We start from the raw sequence: 19,351 nt of genomic DNA, 5'->3' as shown, positions 1-19,351 counted from the left end.
CACTTCAGCCAATCCCGGGGCGCCGGCGTTGTGCCGCTCTCTCCACATCCTCCGCACGTTGCCACGCCTCAGCCATGCGTTCCAGGTCTCCCAAACGTTTCCACGCCAGGGCCATGTTGCGCAACGCCGTCGCCGTGTCCGGAAAGGCCGGCCCGTTCGCCCGCTCGAAGATGTCGACGGCGCGTTCGAAGCAGCCGACTGCCTCTTCGTACTGCTCACGGGCGATGTGGACGAGCCCGAGGCCGTTCCACGCCACCGCGGCATCGCTCGTCTCGGCCGGTCCTGACTCGAACACCTCGAGGCTGAATCGAAACAGCGGTTCGGCCGCGTCGGCATCCTTGCGCGAAATCAGGATGCGCGCACGACTGTTGATGGCTTGCGCGGTGCGGAGATGTCGCTCGCCAAGCGAGGCCGCGAATCCCGTGGCGGACGCCTCGAAGGCCGCCTCCGCCTGGTCAAGGTGCCCCTGCAGCTCGTGCGCCAGGCCAAGGAGCTGCCACTCCATGGCTACGCGAGCGGGCTCACCGCCTGCGTTCGGGACGTGGCGCTTCAAGGACTCCTCGAGTATCGTCTGCGCGTCCACGACGCGGCCCCCTTGGAGGAGTAGCGTGCCGACAGCCACGGCAGACATCTCGCGGCCGGATCGGCGCTCCTCTCCGGCCGAGGCGAACGTCAGCGTCGGACCCCGCTCCGTCTCGTCGACATCGTCGAACTCGATCGAGGCACGCAGCTTGACGAGCGCCATTCGGACCTGAGACAGCGGATGATCGGGGAACAGTCCATCGACGCGCGGATCATCAGCAAGGGATCGGAGCGTTCGCCCCTCGTAGGCAGGATCGTACGGATCCGAGAACCAGCCGGGAATCGGTGCCCCGTCCCTGGCGCTCCCGGCGGCGAGCATGCTTGAGAGGTCGAGCTCCCCCGATGACACGAGATGGCCCGTGATCACCGCTTCTCGCATGCCGGTCCTGCCCTGCTCGCGGGCACGCACGACGAATCGGCAGTGTCGGTCGCGCAGAGGCACGATGAGGGTGCCTTCGTAGTCGTAGGTGGGCCGGCGCTCGAACTTTTCGATGATCTGGAGCGCCTGACGGCCATCGACCTCCACCACATCGACAGACACGATCCCGCCATCTCGCTGAGCGGCGTTTCGCCGGCACCATTCGCGAAGCGCCGACAGATCTGTCGCGGCCGCCAGGTACGGTGCGGGTTCCGTTTCGATCTCCAGCCGCAGGACGTTGCCGAGTGCGTCGGTCCATTCACGCGCGCCCGTTGCACGGCGGTTCGGCGTCCATCCGCCGGCGTCGAATCGAATGGGCACGCGCGGATCGACGTCGCCGGTGTCCTGACCGAGCAATCGACGCCACCAGGACATGTTCCTCCCTTGCTTCATGCCGCCCTACGGCAAGCCGACGGCTCCATTCGGTGTTCGGCGGCGTTGCGATACACGCTACCGGCGGCCTTCGCTTAGCTCTGGTGTGACGCTCAGCCAGCGTAGATCCCGTAGCCAAGGAGGCCCGCAAGGGCCACGAGGCCGGCGCCAGCCACCTGGAACTCCCAGGACCGTTCCACGGACACCCGCGCCATCATCCTCAACCCCAGTTTCGGTGCGCAGAAGCGAATCAGGCTCTTGACGAGAAGGCCCCAGCCCACCAGCGTCAACACGACGGGTATTCCGGACCATATGTTGTGAAAGGCGATGATAGCGCCTGCAAATGGCAGATTCACGAGCCCGTCCACGAAGACGCCGGCTTCCCCCTTGCCTCGCAAGAGGATGAAGAAGTCCACCCAGGCCCTGGGTTGCACAATGTGCGAGAGACCAATGACCCCGAACAGAATGATGGCAAGGACTTCAATCGATCTCTCCATGCGCGCCTTCCCGTGATTCGCTGAAGCTGTCTTCCCGCACCATCCCCAACATGCGCCAGCGCACCGTCATGCGCTCTTGACAATCGAACGCCTGCGTTCACCAGCGGCCGCGCCCTCACCGAATCGCGGGCGTCCGGTCCAGCGCTTGCTCGGACAGCGATCGGTCCGAGGGCTCGCACCCGGCCCCTTACATCGTCAGAAGGGCCGCCATCAGTTCGATTCCGTCCCAGAGGTTCTGGATCCTCAGGTTCTCATCAGAGCTGTGCTGATTGTTGTCATGATTCCCCATGGGAATCACGATCGTCCGGGTCCCGAGAGGCCGTTCCACCTGCGCGAGCGGAAGGCCCCCGCCCATCGTTGGTAGCTTGACGGCGCGGCCGCGGACGCTTTCGACCGTCCGGATGACTTCCTGGGAGATCGGCAGGTCCATCGGCGTACGCGAGCCGGCGCCGGTTCGAACGACGACCACCTTGGCCACCTTCGGGTGCGCGCGGCGCTCGTCGGCCGTCGGCTCGCGGTCGACGACGAAGAAGCCCTGCGTGCGGATGTGATCGGTGATCTGTTGTCCGGTCTTGCGGCCGTCCATGCCCTTCACCATCCGGATGTCGATGCTCACCGTCGCCGAGGCCGGGATCACGTTCGAGGCCTGCGCGCCGGTGCGCGAGCTGGTCATCCCCCGGATGTTGAGTGACGGGACCGTGATCAGCTCGTTGAGCGTCAGCGGACCGCCGTCGGTTGAACCGAGCCAGAACTGACGCATCAGATCCGTGCCGATCGCCGGTGCCTCGGCGAGCGCCCGCTTCTCCACCGGCCCGAGCGGTTCGACGTCGTCGTAGAAGCCCTCAACGAGGACGCGGCCCTTGTCGTCCTTCATGGACGTCAGCAGCCGCGCGAGCGACATGGCCGGGTTCGGCGCCCAGTTGCCGTAATGGCCGCTGTGCAGCTCGGCACGCGGTCCATAGACGGTGATGTCGACCTGTGTCACGCCACGCGCGCCGAAGATGATCGATTGCTGCCGCGTCTGATAGAGCGGCGCATCGCACATCAGCCAGAGATCTGCCGCAAAGAGGTCCTTGTTGGCTGCCAGCGTTCGTTCGAGGTTCACCGATCCGGCCTCTTCCTCCCCTTCGAACGCAAATTTGATGTTTGCCCTGAACGTCATGCCGGCGGCACGGATGGCGTCGACGGCGGTCATGAGGGCGATGACTGGCGCCTTGTCGTCGGCCGCCCCGCGAGCGTACAGCCGCCACTCGGGGTCGAACGTCGCGCCAACCGGTGGCAGCGGGATCACCTGCCCGCCGTCTTCCGTCGGCTTGTCGCGCAGCGTTGGCACGAACGGCGGTGAGGCCCATTCCTTGGCGTCGAGCGGTTGACCGTCGTAGTGCGCGTAGAACGCGAGTGTTCGAGTGGCGCCCGGCGTGCGAATCTCACCGAACACAATCGGATTGCCCCCGGGGACCGACACCAGTTTCGGCGCCAGCCCCCGTTTCGCCATCATGGCTGCGATGGCCTCCGCGTTACGCTGGATGTCCTCGCGATCGCGCGCGATGTTCGGGATCGACAGAAGGGTGACGAACTCGTCGACGATCGCCCGCTCGTGCTGCTGGCGCCACGAGCGAGCGGCCTGCGCGGCAGGGTTGGCCTGGGCGCCGGCAACCGCGGGCAGGAGACCGATCAGCAAAGCGAGTACGTATCGTTTCATGCGAGTTGTCCCTGAACCGGAGTTCTGTCTGCAGGCGTCATGGGCGCACGATCCATCGCCCATCCTGGATGCGCTCGTGCTTGCCCCATCCCGTCCCAGTCTGTGCCGGGGTCCCCGCCCCATGCCGCCGGCTTCGATGGATCCCGTCCACGTCACATCAGGGTAGAAGCGGCTCAGCGCCTGCTGCTTGCGGGTCCGTGTACTCGGCTCCGCACTCTTCGCAGCGCGTCGGGGCCATCGGAAGCTCCTCGAGAACGCGCGTCGGAATGACGTGCTCCGCTCCAGGCGCGGCGCCTCATCATCACGCCCGGCGCCGTCGGCGGCAAGCGGCGGTCGGACCGCTGTGGGCCTCACTAGGGTGGCCGCATGATCCGTCACAACCGCATGCGCATGAGTAAGCCTGATCCGAACCGGGTTTCCGCGGCCCCAACGAGCTCAAAGCCGCAGCTTCTGTAAAACGCTTCCGCATGCCGATTTCCGACGACGTGAAGTGCCGCCGAGCCGCGGTCCCGCGCCGCCTGAGCGCAATGGAGCAGCAGCGCTTTGCCGTAACCGCGACGCCAGAGACCCGGCTCGACAAAGAGCGCGTCGAGTTCCGAGTCGCCGTCGCTGCGTGACACGAGGGCCGCAAAGCCGACGATGGCGCCCCCGCTTTCGGCAACGAAGACCAGCCCACCGGCGAGTTGATCGGGTGGGATGTGGATCGCATCAGGGTGAGCCAGCAGAGCCTCACGATCCCCGGGATTGTTGAGGGACGCCCGCCACTGCAATGCCTCGAGCGCTTCTCTTTCGGAGACCCGGGCGGATCGGAAGGTAAGGTCGGGGGGCAAAGGCGGTCACGAGTCCCGGACGGTCTTCAGCGCCCGGAGGAACCAGACGCTGGTCACGAGCGCCGGCGCTCCGGTCGGTCCTCGCAGCATAGCGCGAATGGTGAACGACTGGCCGACGGCGTCCACCGACCGGCCTCTGCGGCCCGTGCCAGATGCTGCTCGCGTAAGGCTTGCTCGAACAGCCATCACTCGCTGGCCCTGAAGCCAAGCCGCGCAAACACCCGCGCCTTGAACCGCCCTACCGGGTGGCTGGCCGACGACAGGTAGCCTTCCAACTGCGCCCGCGCCATCTGCACCCGCATCTTTCGCCCGGTCGATGATGGCGCGATTGGCGTTCGGCACGTCCACGCCGCATTCTCGCGTCGTCCTGCGGGGCGGGCTGCGGTGGACGCCACACGTGCTCCGCTTCGGCCGCTGCGCGTCGGGATCACGCCCGGCGCCGTCGGCGGCAAGCGGCGGTCAGGCTGCGGCCCTTCGCCCCAACGCTGTCGGTACAACCAGATCGAACGTGAGCAGTGCGCCAGCGATGACAAGGGCCAGATCGGCTGTCATCCCCAGTGTGAAGGCAGCAGAACTGCCCACTGCAGCCCACAGGATCGGCACGACCGCCACGAAGCGTGGCACCTTGACGGCGGCGACCAAGAAGCCGGCTGTGACGAGTGTGGTGGGGCACGGGACAGCGAAGAGCGGCAGTCGCGGGTAGTCCAGCCCAACGACGAAGCCGATGAATGGATAGAGAAGACCGTAAACGACGAGTGCGGCGCCAACGGTACAGCGCACGCCGGTCGGCACAGTGGCGCGTCCTCTGGCCGCGACTGCCAGCCACACGAACAGAACCGCCTGCAACACGAACAGTGCTGCAAAGATGGTGGCGGCCGGATTGATGCTCCGGAAGAAGAGCCAATGGTACGCGATGCCTGACCATGCCCAATGGACGGCAAGCACGATCAAGAGCACGCGTCGGCTCACCCCGCCACGGAGCCACACCCAGTGCGCGACCGCCGTAGCGACCCAGAGCAGGGCAGCGGCCAGCCACAGCCGCGAGTTGTACGCCCCGAACACGTCGAGAAATGCGTCGCGGGAAAAGGGCAATTGCATCGTTCCTCCTCCCTGAGGGTTTCGCGGCCTGACGTGCTCCGCTTTACCTGCCGAGGCCACCGCCGCAAGTTGTCCCGTAGCGAAGAACTCAAGGACACGCGCGGCGATCAGCCACCACGAGAGAATGAACCATCGAAGCGAGCTGCGAGTTGACCCAGGCCTCGGCTTGGTTCACGCGCCGCTTGGGCAGCCTATCCGCCCGAGGCACGCTCGTCGAGTACGGTGACCTCGTCCTGTCCAAGTCGATGCCGCCGTCTTGGCAAGTAGCCAGCGAAGAACTGTTCAACGGCGGCATCCGTGCGATACCTCCACAAGAAGCGCAACGCAGATGTCAGCTCAGACCGTCCACCCTGCAGATGCGATCTCTTCACAGCGCCTCGCACGGCGTTCTCCGGTGTTCACAGTCTCCCGCGGTGACGTGCGCCAAGCTCTTGGGCTCCCACGGCGGGCGGGGCAGTGCTGCAGCCCCAGCACGCCGCTCGCCGCCGTCGATCCCGCGCCCGTGTCAGATGGAGGTCTCCGTGCGGCATCAGCAGGAGCGGATGTTGGCAGCGCGGCGCCGGCTAACGTGCCCGGATGCCGGGCCCCAGGAACGCGAACGCTGCCGCACCCATAACAGGGATCGCCACGATCGTTAGCGCCCATATGGCCGTCGGGGTATCGTCGAGTGCGCGGCTGCGGAGTGCCAATAGCGCTGGAATTGCGAAAGCGAGGTAGATGACAACCGGAATGCCGTACACGGCAACGAAGACCCCAAACCATGTGGCCATGTGCAAGTGACCTTGATTGAGCGCCGATTGGTGCGCCTAACGTGCTCCGCTTCAGCCGCGGCGCCTCAGGATCCCGCCAGGCGCCGTCGGCTGCAAGCGGCGGTTAGGCAGCTCTCCCAGAGCCCGCAGCACGCGCTACGGTGAAAAGTCGCGATAGGACTCCCATGTCGGGTCTTCGATAGCCATGCACTGGACCTCATGGCTTGATACTCGCTGCTGCACCTCCGCGTGTAGGGCTGCTATATCCAGCCCGCTCGCGACGTAGAAGACGTATTCCTTCATCACCCCGTTGGTGAGGGCGAGCGCGAACACACCCGGGCCAGATCGCAAGACCCGCGCCACGAGGAGGTCTTCGATGGCACCGAGCTGCTCATTCTCGTGAGCATCAGGGAGCCCGCCTTCGCGAGGTTGATTGAGCGGTATCGCGAAGCCCAGCTTGATCGGAAGCCCTGGATGTCCTGCAAGCCGCCGCACGCTCTCGTTGATGCGCACGAGTAGAGGCTGGCCTCCGTCGTTTGCTTGCGCGACCGTCCATTGCTGCGTTTCGATCGGAGGGATCTCCAGCTTCCGGTCGCTTTTTGAAAATGGCCAGCGCATGTGAAATACCTACCCGCCTAACGTGTTCCGCTTCAGCCGCGGCGCCTGATGATCACGCCAGGCGCCGTCGGCTGCAAGCGGCGGTTAGACCGTCCGCGATCCAGCTACCTGCGATGTCGCCAGTGAGACGGATGTTGCCGGCCATGAATCGATAGAACAACGACCGAATCAGCAGCCACGCGGAAGTAGACAGCGTAGGGAAAGCGACGCAGGACGGCTCACTGCGTTGCGCCATGCACCCGAGGAAACGCTGAGGGCATGGCGGCGATCCGCTCCACGAGTGCCTTGAGGGCTCCACCGAACTGGTCGCCCAGACCAGCGCTCCGCGACTCGTACCAGCCCTGAACCTCGACCGCCTCAGCAGCGGCCTGGGGCCGAAACACAATCCGGAGCGACATGCTCAGCCGCGAAGCTTCGAGCGAACCACGGACCACGGCACGCCGCTATCGGGATCGTTCAGGTGTTCCGCCCAACGGCGGTCGAGCTCGGCCTCGTCGGCCTCGCTCAACTCTAGATGCTCGTTCCGTGCCTCGTCGTCGAGGCTTTCCCAGAGGGACATGGCCAAATCAGCCCGGTCCCCGGGTGGGAGCTTCAGGAGTTCGGTCAGCGGATTCGAGGGCATGGGGCGATCCTCCCACGATGGCCATCAGCCTGCAATCGAGCTGCGACGGGACTCCCTCGGTGGGCTGGCCGCTGCTCCCCGACCGGTCTAACGTGCTCCGCTTCAGCCGCGGCGCCTCATGATCACGCCGGGCGCCGTCGGCTGCAAGCGGCGGTTAGGTTGCGTAGCACAAATGTGCTACTCTGCGCCCGTGACCAAAGAGCTGACCTTGCGACAAGCCGGCGGCTCGGTCAGTGCCACCCTGCCCAAGGACATGGCCGACCGGCTCCATCTGGAGGCGGGCGACCGCGTCTTGGCGATCGAGACCGACCGGGGCATTCTGTTGACGCCCTACGACCCCGAAGCCGAGCGAGCCCTGAAGGTGGCGGCAAGAGCGGCCAAAACCTACCGCAACGCCCTGCGGGAACTCGCCAAATAGCCCATGGGGCCGCGCCGCGAGCCGACTTGGCTGTCGCGCCTCGTCGTGGACGCCATTCACGCCGACCAGCTTCGCGAGCACGGCGGCTTGCCGGGCGTGCGGGATGACAACGCGCTGGAATCGGCGCTTGCCCGACCACGACAAGTTTGGCACTACCGCCCGGCGACCGACGTGCCGGCGCTCGCCGCTGCCTATGCGTTCGGGCTCGTGAAGAACCATCCGTATCGCGACGGCAACAAGCGAATCGGATTCCTCACCATGGTCACGTTCCTGGGCGTCAACGGCTGCGCATTCGAAGCCACCGATGAGGACGTGGTCGTGCAGTTTGTTTCGCTCGCGGCGGGCCACGTCTCCGAAGACGCACTCGCAAGTTGGATTCGACAACGCTCGACGACGGCGTCCCGCTAGTCGAGGCAACCTAACGTGCTCCGCTTCAGCCGCGGCGCCTCAGGATCGCGTCGGGCGCCGTCGGCTGCAAGCGGCGGTTAGGCGGTCCGCCAGTAAACGACGATGGCGCCTTCCGCACGCATTCCCACGCCTGCCAGAAAAGGCGACTCTTGAGTACTGGCGGCAGATCGCACGCGAATGCCAACCCCCACGCCCTGTGCTCGCCAGCTTGACCGAACTTCGGCGCGATGACGAGCTCGCCGACCGTCAACGTGACGGACGTGTTGACCATGACGTCGATTAGTGGACATCTTGCGTCACGCGCGCTGTCAAAACCAGAACGCCTGCATCTCGGAGAGCAGCGTCTCGTCCCAGCGAATTGGGGCGGCAGACGGCAACACGCTGTCGATGCCGCAGCGGGGACATAGCGCGGTCACTGGGCTTGATCCGATTCTGTGGACGGGTTAACTACGCCGCCTGAGCGGAGAACCGGCGCTCGAACGCGGCCGGACTGATCCGCCCGATCGTCGAGTGCCGACGTTGCTGGTTGTAGAACACTTCTATGTAGTCGAACAACTCCATCTTGGCCTCACCGAAGCTGTCGAAGCGATCGGCGAGCTCACTCTTCACGGTGGAGAAGAAGCTCTCCGCCACCGCGTTGTCGTAACAGTTACCGCGCCGACTCATGCTGCAGACGAGGCCACGGGCCTCGAGCACCCGCTGGTAGTCGGCGCTGGCGTACGTGCAGCCCTGATCGGAGTGGTGCAAGAGCCCAGGCGCCGGCCCGCGGCGACGCAGCGCCTGATCGAGCGCCTTGATCGTCAGATGCCGGTCATTGACGGCACTGACCGCCCAGCCCACGACGAACCGCGAGTAGAGGTCGAGGATCGCGGCGAGATAGAGCTTGCCGCTGGTCCCGATGGCGAACTCGGTCGTGTCGCCCACCCAGCGCTGATTAGGCGCATGGGCCTCGAACGCTTGCGCGAGGTGATTGGGCGCGATCGGCTGGTCGTGCTCACTCATCGTCGTCGAGCGGTACCGCTTGCGCTGGCGCGCCCGCAGCCCCGCCTGGCGCATCAGGCGCGCCACGCGCTTGCGACTGACCGGCACGCCGGCCTCGCGCAGATCGTCGTGGATGCGCGGGCTCCCGTAGCGCTGGCGCGCTTTGGTGAACAGCGCGCGGATGCGCACGTCGAGCTCGCCGTCCCGCCGCGCGTGGGCCGACAGGGGCCGCCGCTGCCAGGCATAGAAGCCGCTGGGGGTGACGCGCAGCACCCGACAGAGCACCCGCAGCGGGTGCGTGGCCTTCTCCGTGGCGATCCAGGCGAACCTCACGCCTGGTGCTTCGCGAAGAAGGCCGCGGCTTTTTTTAGGATGTCGCGCTCCACCCGCAACTCGCGATTCTCCTTGCGCAGCTTGGCCAGCTCGTCGCGCTCGGCGGTGGTCAGCCCCGTGCGGCCGCCGGTGCGGTCGGCGCGGGCGCGCTCGACCCACTGGCGGAGGGCCGACTCGGTCAGGTCGAGGTCGCGGGCCGCGGCGCCCACGCTCTTGCCCTCGTCGAGCACCAGGCGGACGGCCTGGGCTTTGAAGTCGTCATCGAAGCTGCGCCGGGTCCGGCGCGGCGGGGTCTCGGGGGCCATGCGGGCCATCGTATCCACCTTTGCAAAGGTGCCCACGAGATCGGATCAAGCCCAGGGTGCCTGCCAAGGCCGTGCCCACGACAAACGGCACGTTCCCCAGTCCGACTCCATAGACGCACGCCTCGAAGAGCGATACCTGCCGCCGTTTGAGTAGCCACACGGCCACGGGCAACGCGCCTACCAGGGCGACGATGAGGGCGAGTAGACTCGTCGCCACGGCCACAGACAGAGCCGACTCGACAACGTCTCGCGCCAACCCGCCCGCGAGCGTTCGCCCGCTGCGATCCAACAGCAGCAGCGGAGCGCTGACAAAGGCAAGCACCCCAACGACCAAGGGCTGCATGACGATGCCAAGGAACACCCGCATCTCCTGTGCGCGACTGAGCATGCGTCGTCCCATCATCGGCCGAATCGCTGGCGCCCGGCCCGGCTAACGTGCTCCGCTTCAGCCGCGGCGCCTGATGATCACGCCAGGCGCCGTCGGCTGCAAGCGGCGGTTAGACCGTCTGCGATCCACCTACCTGCGATGTCGCCAGTGAGACGGATGTTGCCGGCCATGAATCGATAGAACAACGACCGAATCAGCAGCCACGCGGAAGTAGACCGCGTAGGGAAAGCGACGCAGGACGGCTCGCTGCGTTGCGCCATGCACCCGAGGAAACGCTGAGGGCATGGCGGCGATCCGCTCCACGAGTGCCTTGAGGGCTCCACCGAACTGGTCGCCCAGACCAGCGCTCCGCGACTCGTACCAGCCCTGAACCTCGACCGCCTCAGCAGCGGCCTGGGGCCGAAACACAATCCGGAGCGACATGCTCAGCCGCGAAGCTTCGAGCGAACCACGGACCACGGCACGCCGCTATCGGGATCGTTCAGGTGTTCCGCCCAACGGCGGTCGAGCTCGGCCTCGTCGGCCTCGCTCAACTCTAGATGCTCGTTCCGTGCCTCGTCGTCGAGGCTTTCCCAGAGGGACATGGCCAAATCAGCCCGGTCCCCGGGTGGGAGCTTCAGGAGTTCGGTCAGCGGATTCGAGGGCATGGGGCGATCCTCCCACGATGGCCATCAGCCTGCAATCGAGCTGCGACGGGACTCCCTCGGTGGGCTGGCCGCTGCTCCCCGACCGGTCTAACGTGCTCCGCTTCAGCCGCGGCGCCTCATGATCGCGACGGGCGCCGTCGGCTGCAAGCGGCGGTTAGGCCGGCCATATCGTTCCGGTTGTTGCGGTCTCACGGCTAATGCGGCAGTGATTGATCGCCGGTTGGCCAGGTCGAGAGAATACGGAACGAAGGCCCTGGCCGACGGAGTGGCTGCACAACCAGTTTCTCAGCACCGGTGAGGCAGGCTTGTCTCATGTTTCCGGGCGCATCGAGTTCCAGTGGGCAGACGACGAAGTCACCATAGATGTAGCTGTGGTCTTCAGACGTCATGTCGAGATACGGCCGGATCTCTGATGGTAGCCAGTCGATTGAATTCGCTACGGCGAACACCCGCCTTGTTCCGATCAGCCAGAGCCTGAGCGGGATGCCATTCTGACTCGATAATCGGCCATGCCGTCTAGCACACGGCTCAACTGGGGGCTTTGAGCACGTCCATGATTGCTGCGCCGTAAGCGATGTGGCCGCAGTCAACAGCACGCAGACGGTCAGCGCGACTCGAATACCCATTGTCCACCGCATCCGAGGGCCTCTCCATATCGCCATTGTCTGCACGGCCTAACGTGCTCCGCTTCAGCCGCGGCGCCTCATGATCGCGCCGGGCGCCGTCGGCTGCAAGCGGCGGTTAGGCAGATGCCCCTGCCCACTACTCTTCATGCGGCAGCGAGAGGCGCCAGATCCGCTTCACTGGCGGGCGCATGTCCCAACTCCGCCAGCACCGCGTTGAGGGTGGACAAGGACAACTGCATCGGAGCCGTGATTTCGATGCCGATGGCCGACCCGTCGCTCGCGTAGTCGATGACCAGCCCCGGCTCCACGCGGCGGGTCCGCACGCTCTTCTCGCCGACCTCGCGAGGAAGGTAGTAGTACGCCGCCAGCGGCCGGCCATGCCGAAACGTGACCTCGAGGTAGGGCTCTCTCATGGCGTGTCTCGCTCCACAGGATACGCCGTAACGACCACCAGCAGTCGCCGTTCGCCGTCCGGCTCGACGATGACCTCCCACGGTCGGCCGGCGTGCCGCACCGCGACCACGAATCGGCCCTCGACGACGTCGGATTCGTGTCCTTGTGCGTACTCGAGCATCCGACGCAGTTCCACCTCGGTGAAGCCGCGATCCACCATCCGCTTCGCAAGGTGCGGACTGAGTTCGAGCTCCCAAGCCCACCACGCTGGCCATTGCTTGGCAGTCACCAGACCTCCGAAGTGCTACCGACTAACGGCACTTGCGTTGGGTTCTGCCTAACGTGTTCCGCTTCAGCCGCGGCGCCTCAGGATCGCGCCGGGCGCCGTCGGCTGCAAGCGGTAGTTAGGCATCAGCGTCTTCGGAACTCGTGACGCCCAGGCCCAAGAGGTACGCCATCAGGAAGCCAAGGCCGGCCGAGCCAAAGAAGCCGGCCACAATCAACGCTGCCTTCGGAATGACGCCGACCTTGTACCAGGCAAATCCAGACAGGCCGAAGGCCACGCCCCATGCTGCGGCTATGAAAATGGAGCTAGCCTGACGCGTGGACGCCGGCGAATGTCCAGCCGGCTTCGTTGCGACTGGCTTGTTGATCGCCGAGCCCAGCGCCCTGTTGAGTACACCGAGGATGCTCGGTGCAACCAGACCGAATATGCAGAGCTGCAGCAGCAGCTTGTCACTGTAGTGCGGCGTAATGGGGTCGATTGCCAGCAGCAGCGGCTGCACGATTCCAGACACCCCACCAAGGGCGATGCTGGTTCGGTGATGACGCGCTAGTGCCATTGCTTTCCTTCAGCTGAATCCGGGCGCACTCGCCGCTCATGCTGAATGTGCACCATGATCCAGCAGCTTCCCTCGATGCCTAACGTGCTCCGCTTCAGCCGCGGCGCCTCAGGATCGCGCCAGGCGCCGTCGGCTGCAAGCGGCGGTTAGGCAGCCCCGCGCCTGCCGTGCAACGCATCGATGACGATGTCGGGATGCTTGGCCGCCACTCGGAGCAGGGCAAGCGCCGGGCCCTCGGGTATGCGCCGCCCCTGCTCCCAGTTCCGGAGCGTGGCGACGCTCACACCGATCATGACCGCGAACTCCGGCTGCGATGTGCCGAGTTTGGCCCGGACCGCCTTGATGTCTGCGGGGCGGAACACCGTCGTCCGGGCAGGCTTCAGCGTGCCTCGCCGAATCCGTCCCGCCTGGCGAACGCTGCCTAGAAGTTCCTGGAATGCCGCCTCTTTCACTTGAACTCCTCTCGAACGAGGGCGGCAAGCGCGCGCACCTGCGCCGGCGTGAGATCGCCCTGCTCGTTCTTCGCGTAGGCGTACAACATGTAGACCACCGATGGGCGGGGCGCCCAGTAGTACAGCACGCGTAGGCTGCCGCGCTTCCCGGCACCGGCTCGACCCCAGCGCACTTTACGCACGCCTCCCGAGCCCCTCACGATCGGCCCTTGGTCGGGCCGCAGCATCAGGGAGGATTGCAACGACCGGTATTCCTCATCGTCGAGCAGTCCGCCGATGACCTTGGTGAAGATCGGCGTCTCGACGAACCGCATGAGATGAGTATACGCCAATGGCGCACGGCCGATGGCCACGCAAGTTCTGCCTGCCTAACGTGTAGTAACCCGCAGGCCAGTCATCACTCACGCAGCCTATTCCGGGCCGACGGCAACCCGCTGAGCGCGACAAGTTGTCCGAACGGAGGGAGTTGGCGGACGACGGCAGCAGCGCGGCGGCGTGAATGGACTGGTCTGTGTATGTGGATATGCTGCACGCCTCAGGGAAGGTCGTCAAGCGGACTCCGCACGCCACGGCCGCCCGCGTTCAATACGTGCGTGTAGATCATCGTCGTGCTGACGTCACGGTGGCCGAGCAGCTCCTGGATCGTCCGGATGTCGTAGCCCGACTGTAGAAGGTGCGTGGCAAACGAGTGCCGGAGCGTGTGGCAACTGGCTGCCTTCGCGAGACCGGCACGCGTCACCGCCTGCTTGACCGCCCGCTGCACCACCGTCTCATGAATATGATGCCGACGACGCTGCCTTGTCGCGACGTCGAGGTACGTCCGCGTCGCCGGAAACACCCACTGCCACCCGAGCTCACGCCCGGCACGCGGATACTTCCGGTCCAACGCATCCGGCAGCGACACCCAACCCGCCCCGGCCCCGAGGTCGCGGCCGTGCAACACGCGACTCTCGTCGAGGCGCGCCGCCAGCGCCGGCACGAGCCGCCCGGGTACCACCGTGACCCGATCCTTGCGGCCCTTCCCATCACGAATCCGCAGCTCGCGACTCGCAAGGTCGACGTCCTTGATCCGGAGCGTGAGGCACTCGAGCAGGCGCAGCCCGCCACCGTAGAGCAACGACGCGATGAGCCACTCGGTGCCCTGCAGTTGCGCCAGCACCTGCCGGACCTCGTCGCGCGTCAGCACGACCGGCATGCGCGCCGGGCGCCTGGCGCGCACCAGTCCCTGCAGCCAGTCGAACTCGAGCCCGAGAACGCCGGTGTAGAGAAAGAGCAGCGCACTGAGCGCCTGGTTCTGCGTCGAGGCCGCCACCCGCCCCTGCACCGCCAGCGACGTCAGGAACATCGTCACCTCGGGCTCCCCCAGCGTCCGCGGGTGCTTCCAGCCATGGAAGCGGACGAAGCGCCGGATCCACCCGACATACGCGTCTTCGGTGCGCGGCGAGTAGTGCCTGGCCCGGAGCGTCGCGCGCACCACCTCCATCAACGTACGCGGTCGCTCCCGGTCCCCACCACTCACGCCCGGCGATGCAGCGAGAGCCGTGCCAGGCTCGACACCCGCGACGGCCACGCGCTCGGTCAACCGCGCGCGTCGGGCTGTGCAGAAATCGCGATGATGGCGCCACCAGCAGGTGGCAGTCCTGACCACGCCGGACGCCGACTGGTCGCCGCGGCGTCCCTTCGCAGAGGCGCAGCGCTATTTGGCCCCGGCCGGTGCCGGCGGCACGGCGCTGTTGTAGACCTCGCGCGAGAATCGCCAGGTTCCGTCGGGCTGTTCCTTCCACACCTGCATGTAGTTGCCGCGGTCGATCACGACGGCGCCTCCGCCGGCCGGCTGCAACGCCCATTCGAACGTCCCCAGCTCCACGGCCCACCCGTTGCCGACCATCACCTCACGATCGGCAAGCGTCAGCGCCGTGGTCTTGTACTGCGCGAGGAAGCCCGTCATCCACGTGCGCACGGCGTCGCGGCCGCGCACGGCAGGCTCCCCTGGCGGCATGAAGACGACGTCCTCGGCCACGTGAGCCATGAACGCCTCGAGGTCGTTGGTGCGGAGTGCCTGGTGAAAGGCGCCGGTCGCCCGCTCGACCACGGCCCGGTCGCCGACCGCCGCAGGTGGACGCGCGGAGTCCGGCGTCGGCCCAGAGCAGCCTCCGATCGCAAGCACGGCCAGCACCACCAACACGAACCGGGGTCTCGTCATCGCAGTGCGTCCTTTCGCAGGCATGTTGGAATCAGCCGGGTGCCCCTCAGGCGCTGGCGACGCGCCGCGCCGTGAACGTCGCACTGCGGTACTCGCCCATGTCGATCGTGCCCGACATGGTGTCGCCCGACAGCTCGCCCGTGAACCGGTAGTTCAGCGCACTCCCGGTCCGCTCGGTGATGCGGCTCGTGAACGTCACCTTCGCCCCGTCCATCGTCCCCGACAGGTCGCGCGTGACGAGATCACCCTGGTGCGATCCCTCGATTGTCGCGCCTCGCTGGCGGAGCTGCAGGATGTGCGTGCTGCGCGAGGCGACGTACACAATCTCGACGCGCCACTGCCCGCTGACCTCGCCCGCCGGCGCCACGGCAGCCGGTGGTGGCACGAGCGTCCGCTTGGCCGAGAGTACGGCCCGCAGTCGCTCGCCGACGATCGTCTCGTCGCCGGGCTGCAGCATCGACGTGGCCAGCGTGAGGCCCGCGTCGCCCGGCTCGCCCTGGCGGGCGCCAGACGCACCGCCCACCGTGATGCGCGGCTCCTCGTTGTAGAGGATGTCCACCGCCTGCTGTCCGGTCAGGCCGATGGTGGCCGCGTCCCACCGCAGCGTCACGCGCGGGCTGCGATTGGACCGGTCTTCCCACGGCTCGCGCGCCACGGTCACCGTCACGCCAGGCACGCGGCCGGCCGCGGCGGCGATGACCTCCGCCTGCCGCACCCACTCGGCCCACTCCGCAGCGCGATCGCCCTTGACCCACCGCTCCACGGCGACGAGCATCGCCACGACCTCCTCGCGGCCCACCTTCATCGCCCGCGCGTAGCCATGGTGCGGCGCGCTGTGCATCCAGGCGGCCTGCACGAGGTCCTTGCGCCCGAGCAGGATCCCCGCCGTCTGCGGCCCGCGGAGGATCTTGCCGCCGCTGTAGCCCACCAGCGTCGCACCCCGCTGCAGGTGGATGTTGGGCACGGTGAGGATCTCGGCCGCCGCATCCACCATGATCGGCACGCCCTGCGGCCTGGCGATGCGCGCGATGTTCTCGAGCGACATCGGTCCCGTTTCGTTGCGCGGCGTCGTGAAGAAGTAGATCATCGCCGTCTTCGGCCCGATCGCCAGCGCGAGTTGCTCCGGCGTGTCGACCTCGACGATGGTGACGCCCACGGCGCGGACGGCGGCGTCGTAGACGTTGCGCGAGTGCGTCGGGATGATGACTTCCGTCTTCGCGAAGCCAGTGAGATCAGGCAGCCGCACGTGCAGGTCGGGATTGCCGCCCGCCACGCATGCGGCCGTCGCGTGCGAGATCGCCGCCGCGCAGCCGGAGCTCACCATGCCCCACTCGGCGCCGGTCAGCTCGGCGAGCCGCTTCCCCGCCGCCTCCATCAACTCCTCGAAGTTGGCGTAGTGCTGGTTTGCCGCCGCCTTCGCAGCGCGCACCTCCGGCAGTTCCACCGAGCCGCCGATGATCGTGAACGTGCCCCGCGCGTTGATGATCGGCCGCACGCCGAGGCTGGCGTACAGCTCCTTCCCTGACGGCCCGGCGGGCACCACGGGCGCAGCCGTGGCACGACGCGCGCCTGCCGCCCCCTGCGATGCCGCGACCGCGGAACCGGGCACGAGCGAACCGAGGCCGAGCGCCTGCGCGGCGCGGAAGATCTGCCGCCGGCTCCAGCCGGCGGGCGAGGTCGAGGGAGGCATGCGTCGGATGGTACCCGACGGGCGCCGCGCGCGGCACGCCCGGCTCGCGCGGCCGGACCTCGGGGATGGCTGCGGCCGCCCCGGCTCTCCTCAGTCGGCGTGGAGCCGGTGCAGGAGCCGATGGACCAGGGGAGTGAAGATCAGCGCTGCGGTGACCAGGAACACCAGGCCGGCGTAGAGGGCGTACAGGCCGGCGAACAGCTTGCCCGCCGGCGTGACCGGCATGTTGACCGGTCCCATGCCGCCGAGCAGCATGGCCGCGTTGAGGAACGCGTCGAGCGGCGTGAGGTGCTCGAACCTCGAGTACCCCACCATGCCGATGAGCAGCGACACCGCGAGGAAGCCGACGGCCATCACGGCGTGCTGTACGAGCCGCCTGACGAACCGGGCGCGCGCGATCACTGGCTGGGACCTGGTCTCGTACATGTCGCACGTCCTGTCGCATGTCGGGCTCGCCGCGCCGAGCGGCCGTCGGCTATTGCGCTCGCGACGCGCCGCGCGGTGAACGTGGCGCTGCGGTCCTCACCCATGTCGATCGTCCCCGACATGGTGTCGCCCGACAACTCGCGAGCGCGCTGATTGCCTATCCCCGGTACCGCACCGCCATCAGGGTCACGTCGTCGCCCTGCGGTTCGGTCCCGGCGAACTCGTTCACCGACGCCAGCACCATCGCGACGAGATCGTCAGGGTCGCCGCCGTGCGCGGAGGCCAGCAGCGCCGACAGTCGGCCGAGGCCATACTCGTCACCAGCCGGATTGCGCGCCTCGGTCACGCCGTCACTGCAGACCAGGACGATGTCCCCCGGCGCGAGGGAGAGACGGGCCCACTGGTACGACGCGGCCGGCAGCAGGCCCAGCACCGGACCTCCCACGTCCAGGGACGTCAGTGTGCCGTCGGCGCGCACGACGATCGGCGGTTCCTGCCCGGCATTGGTGTAGGCGAGTTCACCACTCGGCGACAGGACTCCGTAGAACATCGTCGCGAATCGTGCCTCGACGGCGCGCCGCAACAGCGCTCGATTGAGGCGCGTCATCAGGTCGGCCGGATCGGAGGCAATCGGCGCGTGGGCCGCGAAGTGGCTTTGCACCGTCGCCGCCAGGATCGCTGCCGGCGGCCCCTTGCCCGCCACGTCGCCCAGGGCGAATCCCACGACACCCTCGCCGAGTTCGAGGTAGTCGAACAGGTCGCCACCGACGGTGCGACACGGCGTCGTGCTGGCCGCGAGATCGAGCGTCGCGCCCCGCCAGCGCGGCTCGGGCAGCAGGGCCCGCTGGATCTCGGCGGCCACCTTGAGATCGCGGTCGGTCCTGGCCTTCTCCGCCGACTCGGCATACAACCGTGCGCTCTCGATGGCGAGGGCGGCCTGCGTGGCGAACGCCTCGAGGGACGTCACGGTCGTCGTGGACAGCAGCCGGCCCCGCTCGCGCCCGTCGAGGTACAGCACGCCAATCACCCGGTCAGCCGTCTGCCCCGACGAGGGACCGAACGGCACCACCCGCAGGGGCACGCACAGCACGTGACGGATGCCCGTGGCGATCGTGCGGCCGTGGGCCCCGGCGAGGTCGCCGTCCATCAGGTCCGAAACGATCCGGCTCCGGTTTGTCGCAAAGACCTCGTGCGGGATCTTCTGGCTCGTCGTGAAGGACGGGCCCGACAACTCGGCCCCGCTCTTCGTGCGGCCGGTTCGGAACTCGAGCGCGCCGGCCGGCGTCGCCAGCATGATGAATCCACGTTCGGCTCCGGTCACCTCGAGCGCCGACCCGAGCACCAGCGCCAGCACCTCGTCGAGCACGCGACCCGAGCCGAGCGCCCGCAGGCCGTTGAGGATCGCCGCCATCTGCCGGAGATCGGACATCTCCGCAGGCCCCCCCTCGGTGAGGCCGATCACGGAGCCTTCGTCGGTCAGGAAGGTCACTTCGGCCGCGCCGGTGCGGCCGAAGCGAATGCGGTCGCCATGGACCAGCACGCGCGGCGCGGTCAGGGGCTCGTCGTTGACGAACGTCCCGGAGCGGGAGCCCAGGTCCGACACCACGCACTGGTCACCCGTGCGTTCGATGCGCGCATGTTCGCGCGACACGTCCTCGCGCATCATCTGCAGGTCGGCCGTCGTGCGCCGCCCGACGAGAAAGGTGGCCTTGTCGACGGGAATCAGGCGCATCCCCCCAGGATCGGGAACG

Annotated in this window: 22 protein-coding genes; 2 read left to right on the top strand and 20 right to left on the bottom strand. The window is 67.1% G+C overall.

Annotated elements, in window-relative coordinates; all coding sequences use genetic code 11:
* Positions 1-4: 4 nt before the first annotated feature.
* The 7 genes from TBR22_RS07980 to TBR22_RS07950 form a co-directional block, all read right to left on the bottom strand.
* Positions 5-1,375, bottom strand: a complete 1,371-nt coding sequence (locus TBR22_RS07980) for a tetratricopeptide repeat protein (protein ID WP_239492440.1) — start codon at positions 1,373-1,375, stop codon at positions 5-7.
* Between the two features lie 110 nt (positions 1,376-1,485).
* Complete coding sequence (locus tag TBR22_RS07975; protein WP_239492439.1) at positions 1,486-1,869, bottom strand: hypothetical protein; 384 nt, start codon at positions 1,867-1,869, stop codon at positions 1,486-1,488.
* Positions 1,870-2,056: 187 nt separating this feature from the next.
* Positions 2,057-3,571 carry a M20/M25/M40 family metallo-hydrolase gene (locus TBR22_RS07970; protein ID WP_239492438.1) on the bottom strand — a complete coding sequence of 505 codons (1,515 nt, stop codon included), beginning with the start codon at positions 3,569-3,571 and terminating at the stop codon, positions 2,057-2,059.
* Positions 3,572-3,945: 374 nt separating this feature from the next.
* On the bottom strand, positions 3,946-4,401 hold the full coding sequence (locus TBR22_RS07965; RefSeq protein WP_239492437.1) for a GNAT family N-acetyltransferase: 456 nt from the start codon (positions 4,399-4,401) through the stop codon (positions 3,946-3,948).
* A gap of 459 nt (positions 4,402-4,860) precedes the next feature.
* Positions 4,861-5,499 carry a DUF6064 family protein gene (locus TBR22_RS07960; protein ID WP_239492436.1) on the bottom strand — a complete coding sequence of 213 codons (639 nt, stop codon included), beginning with the start codon at positions 5,497-5,499 and terminating at the stop codon, positions 4,861-4,863.
* Positions 5,500-6,404: 905 nt separating this feature from the next.
* Positions 6,405-6,866: a DUF695 domain-containing protein gene (locus tag TBR22_RS07955; RefSeq protein WP_239492435.1), complete on the bottom strand. Its 462-nt coding sequence runs from the start codon at positions 6,864-6,866 to the stop codon at positions 6,405-6,407.
* A gap of 400 nt (positions 6,867-7,266) precedes the next feature.
* The gene (locus tag TBR22_RS07950; protein ID WP_239492431.1) at positions 7,267-7,488 is read right to left on the bottom strand and encodes an addiction module protein; all 222 of its coding nucleotides are present in this window, start codon (positions 7,486-7,488) and stop codon (positions 7,267-7,269) included.
* Positions 7,489-7,678: 190 nt separating this feature from the next.
* On the opposite strand from TBR22_RS07950, the gene TBR22_RS07945 reads away from it, so the two are divergent.
* Together TBR22_RS07945 and TBR22_RS07940 are read left to right on the top strand one after the other, a co-directional pair.
* Positions 7,679-7,906 carry an AbrB/MazE/SpoVT family DNA-binding domain-containing protein gene (locus tag TBR22_RS07945; RefSeq protein WP_239492434.1) on the top strand — a complete coding sequence of 76 codons (228 nt, stop codon included), beginning with the start codon at positions 7,679-7,681 and terminating at the stop codon, positions 7,904-7,906.
* Between the two features lie 3 nt (positions 7,907-7,909).
* Complete coding sequence (locus TBR22_RS07940; RefSeq protein WP_239492433.1) at positions 7,910-8,314, top strand: type II toxin-antitoxin system death-on-curing family toxin; 405 nt, start codon at positions 7,910-7,912, stop codon at positions 8,312-8,314.
* A gap of 447 nt (positions 8,315-8,761) precedes the next feature.
* Here the strand turns inward: TBR22_RS07940 and TBR22_RS07935 are convergent.
* The 13 genes from TBR22_RS07935 to TBR22_RS07880 all read right to left on the bottom strand — a co-directional run bounded on the left by TBR22_RS07935 (position 8,762) and on the right by TBR22_RS07880 (position 19,332).
* Positions 8,762-9,933 (bottom strand): IS3 family transposase gene (locus TBR22_RS07935; RefSeq protein ID WP_239492432.1). Its coding sequence is split into 2 segments (ribosomal slippage): positions 8,762-9,654 and positions 9,654-9,933, totalling 1,173 coding nucleotides; the frame shifts between segments, so codons are not numbered across the junction.
* 517 nt (positions 9,934-10,450) lie between these two features.
* Entirely contained in the window at positions 10,451-10,744 is a 294-nt protein-coding gene (locus TBR22_RS26915) for a type II toxin-antitoxin system RelE/ParE family toxin (protein WP_370651419.1), read from the bottom strand.
* Between the two features lie 2 nt (positions 10,745-10,746).
* Positions 10,747-10,968 (bottom strand): addiction module protein, encoded by a 222-nt coding sequence (locus TBR22_RS07930; protein WP_239492431.1) that lies wholly within the window; start codon positions 10,966-10,968, stop codon positions 10,747-10,749.
* Positions 10,969-11,737: 769 nt separating this feature from the next.
* The gene (locus TBR22_RS07925; protein ID WP_239492430.1) at positions 11,738-12,007 is read right to left on the bottom strand and encodes a DUF2283 domain-containing protein; all 270 of its coding nucleotides are present in this window, start codon (positions 12,005-12,007) and stop codon (positions 11,738-11,740) included.
* On the bottom strand, positions 12,004-12,276 hold the full coding sequence (locus tag TBR22_RS07920) for a DUF4258 domain-containing protein (RefSeq protein WP_239492429.1): 273 nt from the start codon (positions 12,274-12,276) through the stop codon (positions 12,004-12,006). The genes TBR22_RS07925 and TBR22_RS07920 overlap by 4 nt, the downstream gene beginning before the upstream one ends.
* Before the next feature lie 115 nt (positions 12,277-12,391).
* On the bottom strand, positions 12,392-12,772 hold the full coding sequence (locus tag TBR22_RS07915; protein WP_239492428.1) for a hypothetical protein: 381 nt from the start codon (positions 12,770-12,772) through the stop codon (positions 12,392-12,394).
* 203 nt (positions 12,773-12,975) lie between these two features.
* Complete coding sequence (nadS, locus tag TBR22_RS07910; RefSeq protein WP_239492427.1) at positions 12,976-13,281, bottom strand: NadS family protein; 306 nt, start codon at positions 13,279-13,281, stop codon at positions 12,976-12,978.
* The gene (locus TBR22_RS07905) at positions 13,278-13,595 is read right to left on the bottom strand and encodes a type II toxin-antitoxin system RelE/ParE family toxin (protein WP_239492426.1); all 318 of its coding nucleotides are present in this window, start codon (positions 13,593-13,595) and stop codon (positions 13,278-13,280) included. Before TBR22_RS07905 ends, nadS begins: the two co-directional genes overlap by 4 nt.
* 221 nt (positions 13,596-13,816) lie before the next feature.
* Positions 13,817-14,764: an integron integrase gene (locus TBR22_RS07900; protein ID WP_239493481.1), complete on the bottom strand. Its 948-nt coding sequence runs from the start codon at positions 14,762-14,764 to the stop codon at positions 13,817-13,819.
* 213 nt (positions 14,765-14,977) lie between these two features.
* Positions 14,978-15,484, bottom strand: a complete 507-nt coding sequence (locus tag TBR22_RS07895) for a nuclear transport factor 2 family protein (RefSeq protein WP_239492425.1) — start codon at positions 15,482-15,484, stop codon at positions 14,978-14,980.
* A gap of 46 nt (positions 15,485-15,530) precedes the next feature.
* Positions 15,531-17,174 (bottom strand): aminotransferase class V-fold PLP-dependent enzyme, encoded by a 1,644-nt coding sequence (locus TBR22_RS07890; RefSeq protein ID WP_239492424.1) that lies wholly within the window; start codon positions 17,172-17,174, stop codon positions 15,531-15,533.
* A 90-nt stretch (positions 17,175-17,264) separates the two neighbouring features.
* Entirely contained in the window at positions 17,265-17,600 is a 336-nt protein-coding gene (locus TBR22_RS07885) for a hypothetical protein (RefSeq protein WP_239492423.1), read from the bottom strand.
* Between the two features lie 157 nt (positions 17,601-17,757).
* Positions 17,758-19,332 carry a SpoIIE family protein phosphatase gene (locus TBR22_RS07880; protein WP_239492422.1) on the bottom strand — a complete coding sequence of 525 codons (1,575 nt, stop codon included), beginning with the start codon at positions 19,330-19,332 and terminating at the stop codon, positions 17,758-17,760.
* Positions 19,333-19,351 lie beyond the last annotated feature (19 nt).

The organism is Luteitalea sp. TBR-22 (assembly GCF_016865485.1).
Classification (GTDB): Bacteria; Acidobacteriota; Vicinamibacteria; order Vicinamibacterales; family Vicinamibacteraceae; genus Luteitalea.
This window is presented reverse-complemented; position numbering and strand designations above follow the sequence as displayed.

What these genes read in the sequence shown, in the direction of transcription:
- TBR22_RS07905 (WP_239492426.1), bottom strand. Translation starts at nt 13,595, where the DNA reads ATGCGGTTCGTCGAGACGCCGATCTTCACCAAGGTCATCGGCGGACTG.
- TBR22_RS07960 (WP_239492436.1), bottom strand. Translation starts at nt 5,499, where the DNA reads ATGCAATTGCCCTTTTCCCGCGACGCATTTCTCGACGTGTTCGGGGCG.
- TBR22_RS07975 (WP_239492439.1), bottom strand. Translation starts at nt 1,869, where the DNA reads ATGGAGAGATCGATTGAAGTCCTTGCCATCATTCTGTTCGGGGTCATT.
- TBR22_RS07900 (WP_239493481.1), bottom strand. Translation starts at nt 14,764, where the DNA reads ATGGAGGTGGTGCGCGCGACGCTCCGGGCCAGGCACTACTCGCCGCGC.
- TBR22_RS07885 (WP_239492423.1), bottom strand. Translation starts at nt 17,600, where the DNA reads ATGTACGAGACCAGGTCCCAGCCAGTGATCGCGCGCGCCCGGTTCGTC.
- TBR22_RS07925 (WP_239492430.1), bottom strand. Translation starts at nt 12,007, where the DNA reads ATGAGAGAGCCCTACCTCGAGGTCACGTTTCGGCATGGCCGGCCGCTG.
- TBR22_RS07940 (WP_239492433.1), top strand. Translation starts at nt 7,910, where the DNA reads ATGGGGCCGCGCCGCGAGCCGACTTGGCTGTCGCGCCTCGTCGTGGAC.
- TBR22_RS07950 (WP_239492431.1), bottom strand. Translation starts at nt 7,488, where the DNA reads ATGCCCTCGAATCCGCTGACCGAACTCCTGAAGCTCCCACCCGGGGAC.
- TBR22_RS07880 (WP_239492422.1), bottom strand. Translation starts at nt 19,332, where the DNA reads ATGCGCCTGATTCCCGTCGACAAGGCCACCTTTCTCGTCGGGCGGCGC.
- TBR22_RS26915 (WP_370651419.1), bottom strand. Translation starts at nt 10,744, where the DNA reads ATGTCGCTCCGGATTGTGTTTCGGCCCCAGGCCGCTGCTGAGGCGGTC.
- TBR22_RS07930 (WP_239492431.1), bottom strand. Translation starts at nt 10,968, where the DNA reads ATGCCCTCGAATCCGCTGACCGAACTCCTGAAGCTCCCACCCGGGGAC.
- TBR22_RS07895 (WP_239492425.1), bottom strand. Translation starts at nt 15,484, where the DNA reads ATGACGAGACCCCGGTTCGTGTTGGTGGTGCTGGCCGTGCTTGCGATC.
- TBR22_RS07955 (WP_239492435.1), bottom strand. Translation starts at nt 6,866, where the DNA reads ATGCGCTGGCCATTTTCAAAAAGCGACCGGAAGCTGGAGATCCCTCCG.
- TBR22_RS07970 (WP_239492438.1), bottom strand. Translation starts at nt 3,571, where the DNA reads ATGAAACGATACGTACTCGCTTTGCTGATCGGTCTCCTGCCCGCGGTT.
- TBR22_RS07980 (WP_239492440.1), bottom strand. Translation starts at nt 1,375, where the DNA reads ATGTCCTGGTGGCGTCGATTGCTCGGTCAGGACACCGGCGACGTCGAT.
- TBR22_RS07890 (WP_239492424.1), bottom strand. Translation starts at nt 17,174, where the DNA reads ATGCCTCCCTCGACCTCGCCCGCCGGCTGGAGCCGGCGGCAGATCTTC.